This window comes from Couchioplanes caeruleus (genome assembly GCF_003751945.1).
GTDB classification, from domain to species: domain Bacteria; phylum Actinomycetota; class Actinomycetes; order Mycobacteriales; family Micromonosporaceae; genus Actinoplanes; species Actinoplanes caeruleus.
In genome coordinates, this window is record NZ_RJKL01000001.1 from 209919 (window position 1) to 224656 (window position 14738).

General features: G+C 70.7%; 17 protein-coding genes. 6 read left to right on the top strand and 11 right to left on the bottom strand.

The features are described 5' to 3' along the window. Positions 1 to 524: 524 nt before the first annotated feature. Entirely contained in the window at positions 525 to 1484 is a 960-nt protein-coding gene (locus EDD30_RS01000; RefSeq protein ID WP_071803448.1) for a tyrosine-type recombinase/integrase, read from the top strand. Between the two features lie 134 nt (positions 1485 to 1618). Here EDD30_RS01000 and EDD30_RS01005 read toward each other — a convergent pair whose 3' ends face one another. Further along, complete coding sequence (locus EDD30_RS01005; protein ID WP_071803449.1) at positions 1619 to 2038, bottom strand: organic hydroperoxide resistance protein; 420 nt, start codon at positions 2036 to 2038, stop codon at positions 1619 to 1621. Positions 2039 to 2052: 14 nt separating this feature from the next. Next, the gene (locus EDD30_RS01010; RefSeq protein WP_071803450.1) at positions 2053 to 2490 is read right to left on the bottom strand and encodes a MarR family winged helix-turn-helix transcriptional regulator; all 438 of its coding nucleotides are present in this window, start codon (positions 2488 to 2490) and stop codon (positions 2053 to 2055) included. Between the two features lie 53 nt (positions 2491 to 2543). Between EDD30_RS01010 and EDD30_RS39670 the strand changes: the two genes are divergently transcribed. Continuing rightward, positions 2544 to 2738, top strand: coding sequence for a hypothetical protein (locus EDD30_RS39670; protein WP_071803451.1), 195 nt, complete (start codon positions 2544 to 2546; stop codon positions 2736 to 2738). Here the strand turns inward: EDD30_RS39670 and EDD30_RS01020 are convergent. Next, positions 2720 to 3520 (bottom strand): endonuclease/exonuclease/phosphatase family protein, encoded by an 801-nt coding sequence (locus EDD30_RS01020; RefSeq protein WP_071803452.1) that lies wholly within the window; start codon positions 3518 to 3520, stop codon positions 2720 to 2722. The genes EDD30_RS39670 and EDD30_RS01020 overlap by 19 nt on opposite strands. Positions 3521 to 3649: 129 nt before the next feature. On the opposite strand from EDD30_RS01020, the gene EDD30_RS01025 reads away from it, so the two are divergent. Then, positions 3650 to 4117 carry a heme-degrading domain-containing protein gene (locus EDD30_RS01025; RefSeq protein ID WP_071803453.1) on the top strand — a complete coding sequence of 156 codons (468 nt, stop codon included), beginning with the start codon at positions 3650 to 3652 and terminating at the stop codon, positions 4115 to 4117. Here the strand turns inward: EDD30_RS01025 and EDD30_RS01030 are convergent. Next, a complete protein-coding gene (locus EDD30_RS01030) occupies positions 4102 to 4785 on the bottom strand; it encodes a Clp protease N-terminal domain-containing protein (protein WP_071803454.1) in 684 nt (227 codons plus the stop codon). The genes EDD30_RS01025 and EDD30_RS01030 overlap by 16 nt on opposite strands. A gap of 66 nt (positions 4786 to 4851) precedes the next feature. Here EDD30_RS01030 and EDD30_RS01035 point away from each other — a divergent pair, with 66 nt between their 5' ends. Beyond that, the gene (locus EDD30_RS01035) at positions 4852 to 5334 is read left to right on the top strand and encodes a GNAT family N-acetyltransferase (protein ID WP_071803455.1); all 483 of its coding nucleotides are present in this window, start codon (positions 4852 to 4854) and stop codon (positions 5332 to 5334) included. Here the strand turns inward: EDD30_RS01035 and EDD30_RS01040 are convergent. Then, complete coding sequence (locus EDD30_RS01040) at positions 5331 to 5681, bottom strand: DUF6204 family protein (RefSeq protein ID WP_071803456.1); 351 nt, start codon at positions 5679 to 5681, stop codon at positions 5331 to 5333. The genes EDD30_RS01035 and EDD30_RS01040 overlap by 4 nt on opposite strands. A 164-nt stretch (positions 5682 to 5845) precedes the next feature. On the opposite strand from EDD30_RS01040, the gene EDD30_RS01045 reads away from it, so the two are divergent. Beyond that, positions 5846 to 6886, top strand: a complete 1041-nt coding sequence (locus EDD30_RS01045; RefSeq protein ID WP_123678000.1) for a beta-ketoacyl-ACP synthase 3 — start codon at positions 5846 to 5848, stop codon at positions 6884 to 6886. A gap of 1 nt (position 6887) precedes the next feature. Here EDD30_RS01045 and EDD30_RS01050 read toward each other — a convergent pair whose 3' ends face one another. Then, on the bottom strand, positions 6888 to 8531 hold the full coding sequence (locus tag EDD30_RS01050) for an alkaline phosphatase family protein (RefSeq protein WP_071804236.1): 1644 nt from the start codon (positions 8529 to 8531) through the stop codon (positions 6888 to 6890). Positions 8532 to 8937: 406 nt separating this feature from the next. Here EDD30_RS01050 and EDD30_RS01055 point away from each other — a divergent pair, with 406 nt between their 5' ends. After that, complete coding sequence (locus EDD30_RS01055) at positions 8938 to 10248, top strand: NsdA family TPR-like regulatory protein (protein ID WP_084556231.1); 1311 nt, start codon at positions 8938 to 8940, stop codon at positions 10246 to 10248. A 6-nt stretch (positions 10249 to 10254) separates the two neighbouring features. Here EDD30_RS01055 and EDD30_RS01060 read toward each other — a convergent pair whose 3' ends face one another. From EDD30_RS01060 to EDD30_RS01080, 5 genes are all read right to left on the bottom strand, one after another. Next, on the bottom strand, positions 10255 to 11184 hold the full coding sequence (locus EDD30_RS01060; protein ID WP_071804235.1) for a PLP-dependent lyase/thiolase: 930 nt from the start codon (positions 11182 to 11184) through the stop codon (positions 10255 to 10257). 775 nt (positions 11185 to 11959) lie between these two features. Beyond that, complete coding sequence (locus EDD30_RS01065) at positions 11960 to 12664, bottom strand: DUF4386 domain-containing protein (RefSeq protein ID WP_071804234.1); 705 nt, start codon at positions 12662 to 12664, stop codon at positions 11960 to 11962. Positions 12665 to 12701: 37 nt separating this feature from the next. Beyond that, positions 12702 to 12929, bottom strand: coding sequence for a helix-turn-helix transcriptional regulator (locus EDD30_RS01070; protein ID WP_071804233.1), 228 nt, complete (start codon positions 12927 to 12929; stop codon positions 12702 to 12704). Next, the gene (locus EDD30_RS01075; RefSeq protein WP_071804232.1) at positions 12929 to 13426 is read right to left on the bottom strand and encodes a hypothetical protein; all 498 of its coding nucleotides are present in this window, start codon (positions 13424 to 13426) and stop codon (positions 12929 to 12931) included. The genes EDD30_RS01070 and EDD30_RS01075 overlap by 1 nt, the downstream gene beginning before the upstream one ends. A 467-nt stretch (positions 13427 to 13893) precedes the next feature. Then, on the bottom strand, positions 13894 to 14664 hold the full coding sequence (locus EDD30_RS01080; RefSeq protein ID WP_071804231.1) for a type 1 glutamine amidotransferase domain-containing protein: 771 nt from the start codon (positions 14662 to 14664) through the stop codon (positions 13894 to 13896). Positions 14665 to 14738 lie beyond the last annotated feature (74 nt).

A 14738-nucleotide genomic window follows, 5' to 3' on the forward strand; every position in this document is an offset into this window, starting at 1 on the left:
TCGGTGAACACCACCTTCGGCTTGCGTCCGGCCGCCACCGCGTCCCGGATCACCTGCAACTCGTCCGCTCCGAGCCCTCGCACCCCGGTCCGCGCCGCCGCCATCGTCCCCACCCCTCGCCCTAGAACGTGTGTTCCAACGACGTCAGTTCTACCAGGACCGTCCGACAAGACCGTGCGGCCGCCCCGTCAGACTGAGGAATCCGGCGACAATCTGCTTGGTCGATAATTGACATTATGTCAACCTGAGCGTGAAAACGGGGCTGACAACCACGAAACACGTACACACGAAATCCTTGCCGCGCCGAGGCAACGGCGGCGTCACCGCCGGGCGGCGCGCTCCGTGAAGGCACACGCGCTTCACGTCTACAGAACGGCGCACCCGCAGAACAGCCGAACGGCGCACCCACGGAGAACGGCACCAGCGCCCACCGGCGACGGCATCAGCGGACCCACCGGACGGGACCGCCCACCCGACGGCATCAGCGGACCCACCAGACGGGACTTTCCTGCATAATATTCCTTATGCAGGATGAACAAGACATTCCGGTCGAAGGCCTGATCGAGGAGTTTCTCGCGGCCCGAGCCGTACGGAAACCGTCCGAGCACACCCTCCTCGCCTACCGCCGCGATCTGCACGCCGTCCTCCGCCTCCTCGGCGAGCGCGAGCAGATCACCCTCCGTGACCTCTCCCCCCGTACACTCCGGGCGGCCTTCGCCACGTTCGCCGCCGGTCGCTCCCCCGCCTCCGTCTACCGTGCCTGGTCGAGCTGGAACTCGTTCTTCGGCTTCCTCGTCGTCGACGGCGTGGTGGCCGGCAACCCGATGCCCGCGGTCAGCAAGCCGCGGATGTCGGCGCCCTCCCCCAAGCCCCTCCGCGGCGAGGACACTCCCGAACGGCTCCTGGAGGCGGTGAACCGCGCCGACGAGCGGCAGCGGGATCCGTGGCCGGAGCGGGATGTGGCCGTGCTGGCCCTGGCGTTGTGCGCCGGGTTGCGGCTGTCCGAGTTGCTCGCGCTGCGTGCCGGTTCGCTCGTGGGCCGCGACGGTGAGCGGCGGGTGGAGGTGGCCGGCAAGGGTGGGCGGCCGCGGACGGTGCCGATCGAGCCGGAGCTGGATGCGGTGGTGGCGCGGTATGTGGAGAGCCGCCGGCTGCGGTTCGGGCGGGTACGGCCGGAAGACCCGTTGCTCGTGGATCGCCGGGGTGAGCCGCTGCGCCGGGGCGGCCTGCAGTACCTGGTGCAGTCGTGTTTCCGGCGCGCGGGCGTGTCGGACCGGGTGCCGCGAGGTGCGCAGTTGCACGCGTTGCGGCACACGTTCGCGACGCGGCTGGCCGAGGACGGGGCGAATGCGTCGGAGATCATGCGGTTGCTGGGTCATGCCTCGTTGACGACGTCGCAGGGATACATCGAGGTGACGGCGGCGCAGCAGCGGGCGGCGGTGCGCGCCAACCGGACGAACAGGGCTCTGGGCCGGCTGCAATAGGTGATGGCGGGCGCGACCGGTCGCGCCCGCCATCACCGGCGGATCACAGGACGGCGATCAGGGGCTCCGCCGCGGTCCTGGTGGTGCGGGTCGATGCCGGCGCGGAGGGTTCCCGCGGGGCGTGGTGGGACCGTTCAGGCGAGGGTGAGGCTGACGTCGACGTTGCCGCGGGTGGCGTTGCTGTAGGGGCAGACCTGGTGGGCGGCGTCGAGGAGCTGCCTGGCGGTGGCTTCGTCGAGGCCGGGGAGCTCGGCTTCGATGGCGATGGTGAGGCCGAAGCCGCCGGTGCCGTTGGGGCCGATGCCGACGTCGGCGGTGATGGCGGTGTCGGTGAGGGTGATCTTCTGCTTGCCGGCGACGAGCTTGAGGGCGCTGTGGAAGCAGGCGGCGTAGCCGGCGGCGAAGAGCTGCTCGGGGTTGGTCTGCTGTCCGCCGGGGCCGCCGAGCTCCTTGGGGACGGCGAGCTCCAGGTCGAGGACGCCGTCGCTGGAGCGGGTGTGTCCGCCGCGGCCGTCTCCGGTGGCGGTGGCGGAGGCGGTGTAGAGGGACTGCATGAGGGGTCTCCCGTTCAGCTGGGGGTGGTGGTTGCCGCGCCGCGGATGCGGCTCAGCAGGTGCTGCAGGGTGGTGAAGTCCTCGACGGTGAGGTCGAGGGCGCAGGCGAGGCGCTGGGGCAGGTCGGCGACTTGCTGTTCCAGGGCGGTGCCGGCGGGGGTGGAGCTGATCCAGACGACGCGTTCGTCGTCGGTGCCGCGTTCGCGGCGGATGAGGCCCTGGGTTTCGAGGCGTTTGAGCAGGGGTGAGAGGGTGCCGCTGTCGAGGCGCAGGGCGGTGCCGAGGTCGCGGACGGTGATGCGCCCGCGGTGCCAGATGACGCGCAGGGCGACGTACTGGGGGTAGGTGAGTCCGTGGGTGTCGAGCGCCGGCCGGTAGAGGCTGGTCATCGCGCGGGAGGCGGCGTACAGCTCGAAGCAGATCATTTGTTCGAGACCGGTGCTCTGTTGCATGACCAGAACAGTAGTACGCGATTAAGTTGTGCACAACCGGACACGAGGTGTGAATGATCACCTTCGTCCGACTGCCGGTGGCGGCGCTGCGGACCCTGGTCGTCGACGACCTGGAGACGGCGAGCGCGGTGGCCGGCGGGCCGAGGGTGACCCCCGGGTGCGGGTGGTCCGGGTTCGGCTTCGTGCCCGTCGGCGAGCAGTGGGACGGGGTGGACGGCCTGAAGACCGTTTACGAGCGGGCGGTGTGAGCGGGCGGGTCGAGGTGCACGACCAGCGGGCGGTGGTCCGAGATGGCGGCCGCCGGGGTGCGAATCTGCACCACCGGGCCGAGCCGGGCGGCGCCGCGGGGGTGGGCCAGGACGTGGTCGAGCTGCGCGCGCGGTGCCGGGCTGGGGTAGGTGGGCCGGCGGGCGAGGGCGCGCCATCCGGTGAAGGCGCGTACGGGCCCCGCGGGCATGTTGAGGTCGCCGAGCAGGACGCGGGGCGCGGGCAGCGACCCCAGGGCGCGGACGGCGGCGCGCAACTGGCGGATGTTCCAACCCGGCACGAACGAGAGATGCGTGGTGGCGACGGTCATCGGCCCGGTGGGTGCGTCGATGACGGCGGCGATCAGGACCCGGGGCTCGTCCTTGAGCAGCAGCAGGCCGCCGTCGGGCCCGGGCGCCCAGACCGGGGAGCGGACCGGGGCGCCGGGAAGCTGGGTGATCTGCCAGCGGGCCACCGGGTAGCGACTGATCAGGGCGATGCCGTAGAGCGGGTGGACGTTGTCCTCCTCGCAGCGCCAGGGCTGCCAGGTCTCCCCCGGCGTGCCGGCGATGGCCGCGGCGAAGCGGTGGGCGCTGGCGCCGAGGGCGTCGGCGGCGATGGCGGTGAGGTCCAGGTGGCCGCTGCGGGGCTGGGCGCGGTCGACCTCCTGCAGGCCGAGGACGTCGGCATCGAGGTCGGCGACGGCGGCGGCGACGCGGTCGGCGTGTACGTTGCCGTCGGAGAGGGACCTGCCGTGCAGCAGGTTGAAGGTGGCCAGGCGCACGGATCAAGAGTACGGAGGTGGGCTCGTGTTCAAGGCGGTGTGCTGCGCGGCGACGGTGTTCGTGCTGATCGGGCTGGTCGGGATCTGGTTGCGGCGCCGCCGGGGCTGATCTTGCTCCAGAATGGGCGGATGACCGACGACGATCTCCTCGCCCGGCTCGAGGAGCAGGAACAGCGCCTGACGTTCGACCGTTTCGACAACGCGGACGCGTGGCATCTCGGCAGCCTGCTGGTGGATCTGGCCACCGGCCGCGATCTGCCGGTGGCCATCGACATCCGGCGCGGCGCCCAGCAGTTGTTCCATGCGGCGCTGCCGGGCAGCACGGCGGACAACGACCATTGGGTCGCCCGCAAGGTACGGGTGGTGGAACGGTTCGCGGCGTCGTCGTATCTGGTGGGCCGGCGCCTGGCGGCCAAGGGCGACGCCCTGGACGCGAAGTACGGGGTGGACCCGGCCGACTATGCGGCGCACGGCGGTGCCTTCCCCGTTCGCGTGGACGGCGTCGGTGTGGTGGGCGTGGTGACCGTGTCGGGTTTGCCGCAGGCCGACGACCACGCCCTGGTGGTCGAGGCGATCGAGACCTACCTGGCGGACTGACCCAGCGCCGCCTCGACGGCGGCCTTGTCGAGGCCGAGGCCGCCGAGCACGCCGCCGCCCTGCGCCTCCTCCAGCAGGGCGAGCAGGATGTGGCCGGTGCCGACGCTGTCGTCGCCGAGGCGCAGGGCCTCGCGGAAGGTGAGCTCGAGGACCTTGCGGGAGCGCGCGTCGTACGGGATGAGCTGTGGCAGCTCGCCGCCGGGCGCCTCGGGCAGGGCGGCGAGGGCGGCCTCGCGGACGCGGCCGAAGTCGCCGAGGGCGTCGTGTGCCCGGGCGCCGGGCACGTCGAGCAGGCCGAGCAGCAGGTGCTCGGGGTGGATCTCGGGGTGGCCGGTGGCGCGGGCGGCGTTCATGGCGCCGACGACGGCGCTGCGGGCGTTGTCGGTGAAGCGGCTGAATCCCTGCGACGGGTCGAGGTCGGCCTTGGCGACGAAGCGCTTCTGCGCGGCCTGCTTGGAGACGCCCATGCTGCGGCCGATGTCGGTCCAGGAGGCGCCGGAGCGGCGGGCCTGGTCGACGAAGTGGCCGATGAGGTGGTCGGCGAGCTCGCCGAGGTGGTCGGCGAGCAGGACCGCGTCGGAGAGCCGCTCGAGCGGGGCGTCGGGTCGGTTGCTGGTGATGGCGTGGATGAGGTCGTCGAGCCGGACCGGTGGCGTGATCTGCGTCATGCCGTCAACTATAGGTTGACGGTATCGCTATCGTCAACGAGTGGTTGACGCGTAGGCTCACGCTCCATGGAGGACGACGGGCTGACCCTGCGCCCGTGGCGCGACAGCGACGCCGCGGCCCTGATCGCCGTGGCCACCGACCCGGAGCTGCGCCGCTGGACGTCGCTACGGGTCAGCGACGAGGCCACGGCGGCCGCCTGGTTGCGGATCCAGCACCACGGCTGGGAGACCGGCACCCGCTACGCCTTCGCCGTGCTCGACGACCGGCGGCTGCTCGGGCACGCCGTGCTGAAGCAGCCCGGCGCCGAGGTCGGCTACTGGACCGCCGCCGCGGCCCGCGGGCAGGGTGTCGCCTCCCGCGCCCTGAAGATCCTTACCGGCTGGGCGTTCGCCGAGTTCCCCGAGCTGCCCCGGTTGCGGCTACTCCACCAGGTGGGCAACGCCGGGTCCTGCCGGGTCGCGCTCAAGACCGGCTACGCGTACGAGCAGACGTACGCCGCCGAGCACCCATTCCCGTACGAAGGGCACCTGCACCTGCGTTCCCGTTAGCGGGCAGCCTCGCGGCGGCCGCGCTTGCCCAGCGGCGTCTGTGACATGTCGACGGCTTGCGCGGAGAGGTTCTTGAAGGCGTACCCGTGCGAGGTCAGCCACTGCACCGCCGCGGCCTCGGCGCGGGCGGTGGCCGCCGGGATCTCCCGCTCCTCGTCGACGGAGTCGGCGAAGCGGAAAGTGAAGAACGGCCGGGCCGCGATGTCGTAGGTCAGCGACCCCTCGGCCGTGAACGCGGCGAACGCGACGTCGTGCGCGGCGGCGTCGGCCAGCAGGGCGGCACGCTGCTCGGCGGTCAGGCCGTCGAAGGCGCCGCGTACGGTGACTCGGATGGTGCGTGATCCCATGGCCCGACCGTAGTGGCGGGCGACGCGCGACCACCATCGGTTTTCTGCGCCCGAACAGCCACGGATGGCGGATTTCGGGCCCGGGGGTGTGTATCGGTGCGCCGGCTCCCCCGGACGCAGACCATTCTTGGGGTGGCGACGCCCCACGGTGCGAAGGAGAGAGCATGCAGGCAGCGGCCGTCGTAGAGGGTCTCGGCGCGGTGTTACCGACGCGTACTGTACCCAACACGGAGCTGGAAGCGGAACTGGGCGTCACCGACGAGTGGATCCGCCGGCGTACCGGCATCGCCCGGCGTCACGTCGTCGACCCCGGCACCACCACCGCGGACCTGGCGAGCACGGCCGCCCGCAACGCCCTGAAGTCCGCCGGCGTCGACAGCGCCGACGCGGTCGTGGTGGCCACCACCACCCCGGACCGGCTCAGCCCGGCGACCGCCCCCGAGGTCGCCTGGCGCGCCGGCGTCGCCCCGGCGGCCGCGTTCGACCTCGCCGCCGTGTGCAGCGGCTTCGTGTACGGGCTGGCGACCTGCGCCGGGCTGATCACCGCGGGCATCGCGCAGCGGGTGCTGCTCGTGGGCGCGGAGACCAACTCGTACTTCCTGCGCCGGACCCCGCAGGACCGCGGACCGGCGATCCTGTTCGGCGACGGCGCGGGCGCCGTCGTGCTGCGCGCCGGCACAGCGGACGAGCCGGGCGCCGTCGGCCCGTTCGACCTGGGCAGCGACGGCGGCCACGCCGACCTGATCCGGATCGAGTCCGGCGGCAGCCGGCAGCGGGCCCGCAGCGCCGCGGGCTGCGCGCCGGGCGGCGACGATCCCTACGACGACCTCTACTGGGCGGTCTCCGGCCAGGAGGTCTACCGGCGGGCGGTGATCCACATGACCCGGTCGTCGCAGCGCGTGCTGGAGGCCGCGGGCGTCGCCGTCGCCGACGTGGACCGGTTCGTGGCGCACCAGGCCAACCAGCGCATCCTCGACCGGGTCGCCGAGGAGGTCGGGGTCGGCGAGGAACGCCGGCTCGGCAACGTCGCCTCCGTCGGCAACACCGGCGCGGCGTCGATCCCGCTGGCGCTGGCCGACGCGGTCCGTGACGGTTCGCTGGCCGCCGGTCACCGCCTGCTGATGACCTCCTTCGGCGGCGGGCTGACCTGGGGATCGACGCTGCTGACCTGGCCCGGCATGGAGGCGGTCCTCACCGAGCAGTAGGTCAGCGCGGGCCGGGACCGAACGCGGTCAGGAACTTGTCCCGGAACGCGTCCATCCGCCACACCGGCGCCTGCGGGCTGGGCTCGAGCCCCTCGGTCCAGCCCCAGCCGGAGATCCGGTCCAGCACCGTACGGTCGCGCGCGACGATCGTCACCGGCACGTCGTAGCTCGCCCGGTTCCCGACCACGATCGGCGCCGGCTGGTGGTCGCCGAGGAACACCAGCACGAGATCGTCGTCGCCGTACTCGCGGACCCAAGACACCAGGCTGCCGATCGAGTACGCGACCGACGCGGCGTACTCGGAGCGCACCTGGGCGGATTCCTTCCACACCTCGGCGGCCTTGCGACCCCGGGCGTGCTGAGCGCGGTACAGCGCACCGTCGCCGATCTCGTCCCAGCCGACCAGGGACGGGGTCGGCGCCCACGGCGTGTGGCTGGAGATCAGCGTGATCTCGGCCATCAGCGGTCCGCGACCGGCGCGGGCGTACTCGTAGTCGGTGAACGCCTTCAGGGTGAACTGGTCGGGCACCCGCGCCCAGCCGAACGACGGCCCTTGATAACCCAGCGTGCGCGAGTCGTAGATTCGCTCGAAGCCGTAGAAGCGGCTCTCGGGCCAGTCGAACGTGTTGCCCGGCTCGACGCCGACGGTCCGCCAGGCGCCCGACTTGTGGAAGGCGCCGGGCAGGGTGAGCCGGTCACCCGAGACCAGACCGCGGTAGCGCTGCTCGTTGTCGATCCAGACGCCGGAGTGCAGCGTCGCGTGCGCCAGCCAGCTGAAGCCGCTGGTCGTAGGCGAGGTCAGGAAACCGCTACGGGCGGCGTAGCCGGCCTTCGCCAGCCGCGCGGTGCCCTCCGACAGCACCGGGTCGACCCGGCGGCTCAGCCGGGGATCCTCGATCGCCGACCGGCCGTAGCTCTCGACGAACGCGAAGATCACATCTTTGTCCCGCAGCCCGGTGAGCAGCGAGGCGGGCGGCGTGTCCCGGAACGCGTCGGTGGAGGCCTCCGCGGTGAACTGCTTGCGGTCGTGGACCGCGGCGGGCACCCGCAGCACCTGCCGGCGCGCCAGCACGGCGGCGCTGTCGGAGGCGACGTACAGCCCCGGCACCAGGGACGTGCCGAGCAGCGCCAGCACCAGCCACGCCACCGCGGCGACACCCACACCCGCGCGGGCCACCGCGTCGTGCCGGGCCATGACCGTGGCCAGCCGCCGGACGGCGAACACCATGCCGACCAGGAGGCCGACGGCCAGCAGCACCGCCCCGGCCACCGCACCGACGGCCCCCGCGGTCCCGAACGAATCCCGGACGAAACGGTACGCGTCGGCGAACAGCGGCCAGTCCAGCACCGGATCGAAGGACCGGTCCAGCGTGGTCAGGAACCCCACGTCGATGATCTTCACGACGGTGAGCAGTCCCAGCACCCCACCGAGCACGCCGGCGGTGATGACCCGCGCCCGCGCCGGCAGCACGATCAGCACGGCGGCGGCGAGCAGCGCCTCCACGGGCAGGCGTACCAGCGCGGCCCAGGGCGACGTCCCGGCGGGCAGGCGGGTGATCTGCTCGGGAACCACCAGGGCGAGAAAGACGAGCAGCGCGCAGAGGCCGGTGGCGACCCCCGCGGCTATGCGGCGCGGACGAGACAAAACAGGCGATCCTTTAACACGCGGAGGGCGACGTACCTGCGGCCAAGCCTATGCGCACGGCCGACAAGCATCGGCCCGGTGCCCTCCGGCCGGTGATCGACGACTCCCCGCCGCCCGTCTCGAAGCCGTGGGTGCACGGCCTCGATCTGCCGTACAGGAACGGACGACAGAGCCTTTACCTTCGACGAGCCGTTATAGTTCGGAGAACGCAAAGGTGGCCCGTCACCTTATCGATCACCGATCGCTTCTGATCAATCGGATCCGAGGCGAAGATCCCCCCGCTCGCCAAGAGCCGACCGATCCGCGGCGGACCTTGCGGACCACCTCCGGACCATGTGAGGACCATTCGGCTTTTTGCCTTTCCCGGCGTGCATCATGAAGTGAGTAGTACGAAAGAGGCGCCACGATGGCCGGTAGCAACCTGCACGAGCCACGGACCGTTCTGGAACATCTGCTGCGGCAGCAGGAACGGACGTACGAGGAGGTAGCTGCCGAATTCGAGCGGGTGGCACGGATGCAGGGCGAGAGAGGATTGACCATTTCCGCCCGCCACCTGCGCCGGCTCGCCTCGCACGAACGTACCGGCACCACGCCGGCAACCCGTCGCGTACTACACGCCATGTTCAATGTGCCGGGCGATGAGCTGTTGCGGCCGTGGCGACCCGATCAGGTGGTCGAGGTGGCCGGCCGAAGCCCCGCTCCGGCCCTGCAGAAGGAAACGGAGTTGCTGCAGATGGCCGCCGACGAAGCACGTCAGTTTGCCATGGGCCGGGAGTTACCGGTCGGTGGAGAAGTGATCGGAAGCCTGCACGACGAGGTGCAAGAACTGGCCGGGCTTTATGTCAATCGACCCCTGCCCACCATTCTCGGCCGCCTGATCGGGGCACAGTCCACGATCCTGTCGCTCCTGGAACGCCGGCAGACACCGAACAACGCTCGCGAGCTGTACTTCCTGGCCGCGGTGATCGCCGGCCTGCTCGCGAACGCGGCGAACGACGTCTCCCGACCGGAACTCGCCATGACACACGCGAGAACCGCGTACCTGTGGGCGGACTACACCGACCACGACGGTCTGCGTACCTGGATCCGTGGCCTCCAGTCCTTCATCTGCTTCTGGGCCGACCGCCCCCGCGACGCCCTGCGCTACGCCGAGCTGGGCGCCGCCCCGGCGAGCGCCACCACCGGCAGCGCGACGGCGTGGCTGTTCGCCGGGCAGGCCCGCGCCTGGGCGGCGCTGGGCAACGCCGGACAGGCGAAGGCGTTCCTCCACAAGGCCGAGACGGCGCAAGAGCTGGCCCGTCCCGACGAGGTCGACAACATCGGCGGCCTGTGCACGTTCAGCCATCCGAAATATCTCTACTATGCCGCCCGGGCACTGGCCGGTCTTCCGGAGGAATTCGCGGCCGCTGAGCGTTTCTCGATCGAGGCCGCCGAGGCGTACGCCGACCCGACCCAACCGCACTGGGACTTCACCTGCCTGGCCGATTCGCAGATCAGCCTCGCGCTGGCCCGCGCGTCCCGGGGCGAGCTGGACGGCGTCGCGGATTCGCTGCGGCCCGTCCTGGCCCTGCCGCCCGAACACCGCATCCACGACCTCGTGAAGACCATGCATCTCGTCCACCGCAAGCTCAACTCATTCGATACGCCGGTCTCGGCCGACCTGCAGGAACACATCGAAGTGTTCTCCGAGACCTCGCTGCGGCAGGTCCTGGGATGAGCTCGGCTAGCGGGACCCGGTGACAAGGACCGCGGTCCGCCCGGCCGGCCGGCGTCCGGCCACCGCCCGGTAACCCGCGAACGCGGCGGCCGGACCCGGCTCCACCAGAATCCCGGAACGCGCGAGCTCCCACTGGGCACGGAGAAGGTCGGCGTCGGACACGAGGACGATGTCGTCCAGGACGTCCTCGGCCAGTTGCAGGACGATCGCTCCGGATTCGAGGTCACCGTCCAGGCAGTCCGCGACGGAGACGCACGGGGACCACACGGCCGGGCTGGATCGCAGAAACTCACGGACCGGGCACGACGTTTCGAGTTCGACGCCGACCAGCCTGGGCCGGGAACACCACGGCAACACTGACAGGGCGAGACCCACGCCTGCCGCCAGTCCCCCACCACCGATCGGCACGAACACCTCGTCCAGCGATGCACACTGCTCCAGGAGCTCCACGCCGACGGTGGCATTGCCGTAGATGAAGTCCCAGGTCGTTGCGGACGAGCAGTACAGCAGATCGTGGCGTGAGGCAAAGGTGCGCGCGGCCCGGGCAACGCCGGAGAAATCGCCGGGTACGTGCACCACCCGGGCACCGAGACGCCGCAACGCCTCGACCTTGCCCCCGGTCGCCCTCGCCGGCACGAAGACGTACGCCGGCACGGCCAGTTCTCTGGTGAGCATCGCGAGCGCCAGGCCCGTATTGCCGGAGGAAGCGCACACCACGCCCGGACTCTGCGGACCGATCCGTGCGGTGCGCACCACGTTGGCCGCGCCGCGCATCTTGAACGACGACCCCCGCTGGAGGTCCTCTCGTTTGAGCCAGACGTCGGCGCCGACAAGGTGCACCGGCGTCCGTACGACATCGCGGACGAGTCGATCTCCGGCCTGGCGGATGGACATGGTGTGATCGTTCTTGGCGACGTGGACCGAACCGTCCAGCATGAGTCGTCCTCCAGATCGGCGTGTCAGGCGCGGGGACAGGTGGCTTCGGGTCCCGGATGCTGCGGGGCCGGTCGGCGGTCCGCACTCCGCCGCTGAATGTCGAGCGAGATCTGCACCAACACCGACAGTGCACTGCACACGACGACAGGCGTCTGGAGGTTCTCGAATTCGGCGACGCTTACTGCGACGGCCAGGAGATGCGAGACGAGAACTGTCGTCGATTTCATCGACTCACCTCTGGACAGAGATTTTTTCATTGCAGATCCGATCTCGAGCTGCGCGGGTCCTTCCGTTATGGTCCGGGGCGACAGAATGACCTGGCCAGGGCCAGGCGCGGACCTGAAGTGGACACCATCCGGACCATCGAGGACCCGCCCGGTCCTGCGCGGAGCAGCGAGCGGCGCCATTCTGCCCGAATTCGAATTCGGCTCACAAAAATGCGGCTCTGGAGCGGGGCTCGCGGGTGTCCCGTCTCCCGAGCGGCACGTAAGGCGTCGTCTCCGGCGCGGTGCGCGGCGAGCAGTTGGAGGAAGTCTTTGAAGCCATCCCGCGGCAACAGGCACTGAGCCATACCCGAGACCCTGGGGGTCAACCGGTCAACGAACGAGCACTGTGACCCGCCTCTCCACGGGGCGAGCAGCGCGAACTCCACCCACCGCGCCGCCTTGGTAGCGATCGCCCGGTCCACGACCGGTCGGCGACGCCCGGGTAGACCCGCGCGGATGCGCCAGCGCCCCGGCCACCTCGGTGGTGGCGCGGGCGCTGGCGCGGCGGCTCAGGTGAGTGCCACCTCGTGGCTGGGGGCCGGTCGGCCCGCCGCCGCTGCCCGGGCCGACACGCCCCTGGCCAGCAGGTACCCGACCATCCACAACTCGCCGATCGTGGCGGGCGTGGTGAGCGCGTACGCCACACCGGGCGCGGCGGGGAGAAGGGCGGCGACGGGAACGCTCAGGACGTACCCGATGCCACCGCCGACGAGGATCCAACCGAGCGGCCGAGGCATGTAGCCGGAGCGGCCGACCAGCCATCCCATGGGCACCAGCCACAGCCCGAAGAACAGGCCCGCCAGGTTGATCGCCGCGGTGTTGAGGTCGTAGAGCAGCAGCGCGTTCCCGCCCGAGGCCGCGTCGGCGCGCAGCGCCACCTTGAGCGCGGTGGCCGAGAACATCGTGGCCACCAGGATCAGCGCGCAGTTCACCAGGCCGAACGCGGCGATCGACGCGGCGGCGAGGGGGTGCACTGGCCGGAACAGTCTCCAGAACCACACCGCGGTGGCGGCCTGGGTGAGCACCACGGTGACGTCGGCGACGATGCCGAGGCGGGCGAGCCCCTGGTGTGCGACCAGGTTCGCGGCCGTCCGTGCGGCGTCGTCCGGCGCGTAGAGCTGCGCATGGATGAACAGGAAGGTGAACAAGCCGGAGACGGCGAGGCCGAGGTAGGCCAGGCCGGTGATCCGGGCGGTGCGTCTGGCGTCGATCATGGAGGCCTCCAGGGTCGCGATGGGGTGGGTGCGCGCGTCAGTCGTGCGGTGCGTCGTACTGGAAGACGGCGTCGAGGGGTACGCCGAAGACCCGGGCGATCTGGAACGCCATCTCGAGCGAGGGCGAGTAGCGGCACTGCTCGATCGCGATGACCGTCTGCCTGGTGACGCCGAGGCGGCGGGCCAACTCTGCCTGTGTCATCTGGTCGGTGTCGGAGCGCAGCTGCCGGATGCGGTTGGTCACCCGGGTGGGTTTGGGGCTCATCAGAACCCTCGGCGGTACAGGCGGATCCTCGTGACGGTCTCCACGACCGCACTGACCGTGCCGAACAGGAACAGCAGGTTGCCGATCCAGAACGTGTCGGCGTCGAGCATCGCCAGGACGAGCGCCCCGCCGAAGCCGACGCTGATGACGGTCATCGAGGCGCCCCAGCCGATCCGGCCGATCTCCCGGTCGCGGACGTCGGAGGTCACCTCGCCGCGCTCCGCCGGTGCACCGCAGCCGCGGCGGCTCGCCGCGGCGATGATCTCGAATGCGATGGTGAAAACGACGGCCCCGACGACGGAGAGGCCGATGGTCCACAGCATCGGGGTCACCCAGGAGATCTCCGGGACCGGCCGGGCCACCAGCCGGGGCACCATCAGCGCGAAGTAGGCCCCCGACGACACGATCACGGTGACCAGCGAGGCCCAGACGGTCCGTTCCTGCGCGGTCATCGGGATCGGCCCGTCGTCGTCCGGGAGCGGCTCGTCAACGGCCATACCGTCCTCCAGTGTCAAAAATGTTTAACACGGCGACTGTATGGCATCCCGGCCTAAGGAGTCAAACATCTTTGACATCGCCCGCGCGCTGGCAACACGCTCGCCTCCACACCGTCCAGGGTGGATCCCCGCCGATGCACCGCACCGTTCTGTAAAGGAGTCACCCCCCTGGCCCACGCCACCCAGCACCCGGCGCCCGAGAGAGGCCTTCGTCCCCTTGTGGCGACGGCTTCTGTCACCGGTGTCCTGGCATTGGCTCTCGTCGCCCCGACGGGTCCCGCAGCGGCCTCCGCCGCGCCGGTGGGAACCGCGCTCCTCATGAGCAACAGTCCCAGACAGCCTCTGCCGGCTCCGCGCCCTCGCACAATCTCGGTCGCCGTGCTTCCGGCCGGAGCCTCACAGTCGATGGCAGTACGTCTGCACGCTGTCGTCGAACCGGCCGCCGCCTCTGCTGCCGAAACTGTGGGTCACCTGCCGGCGAGGCCTTCCCGGTGGCGCGGGTCGGCCAGCAGCGCCTGGAATCGCTTGGTGAACAGGTACGCGTCGCCCGGCCAGCGCGCCGACACGTAGTTTCCGTCTTCCACCACGAACGCGAGGCGGTCATCGGTCATGGTCGCGCGGGCGAACGTGCGAGGCCCCCGGTGAAACTGCGCCGGATCATCGAGCGCCGCGGTGACCTCGTCCTCGACATAGCGAGGATAGGTGCGGTAGTAGCGGCCCAGCCGCCAAGCGGTCAGGTAGTAGGCGCCGCGCTCCATGTACTTCGGAAGGCAGGTCGTCTGCCGGTCGGCGATCACGCTGCGTCCCGACACCGGGTCCCGGGTCCGGGCCAGGACCAGGACGCCGTGACAGATGGCACCCACCGGCCGGCGCAGGGACCAGAACTCGGCGACCTTGGTGCGCAACAGCTCGCTGCCCAGGTACTGCCGCATCCCCGGTGCGTGGCCACCCGCGAGGATCATTCCGTCGTATTCGTCGGGTCGCAGGTCTGCCCAGGCGATCGGCGACCGGAACGCCGCCGCGTCGGTCAGCTGCGTATAGAACCGGCGCGGTTCGGGTTCGGCACCGAGTTGGCCAAAGAGCACGCCTGAGATGAGCCTGGGATCGGCGGCCAGGTCGGCACCGGCCCGCTCGCCGGCGAAGACGACCTCGTGACCGGCGTCGGTGAGTAACCGCCACGGCACTGCGACCTCGGTGACGTCGAAGTCGCGGTCGGGCAACGGCATGATGACCCGCATCAACACAGACTATCGGCGGCGCGGGGCCAGCAGACCGACATGGCCACGGCCCGCGGCAGGCAACTGCTGCTCGC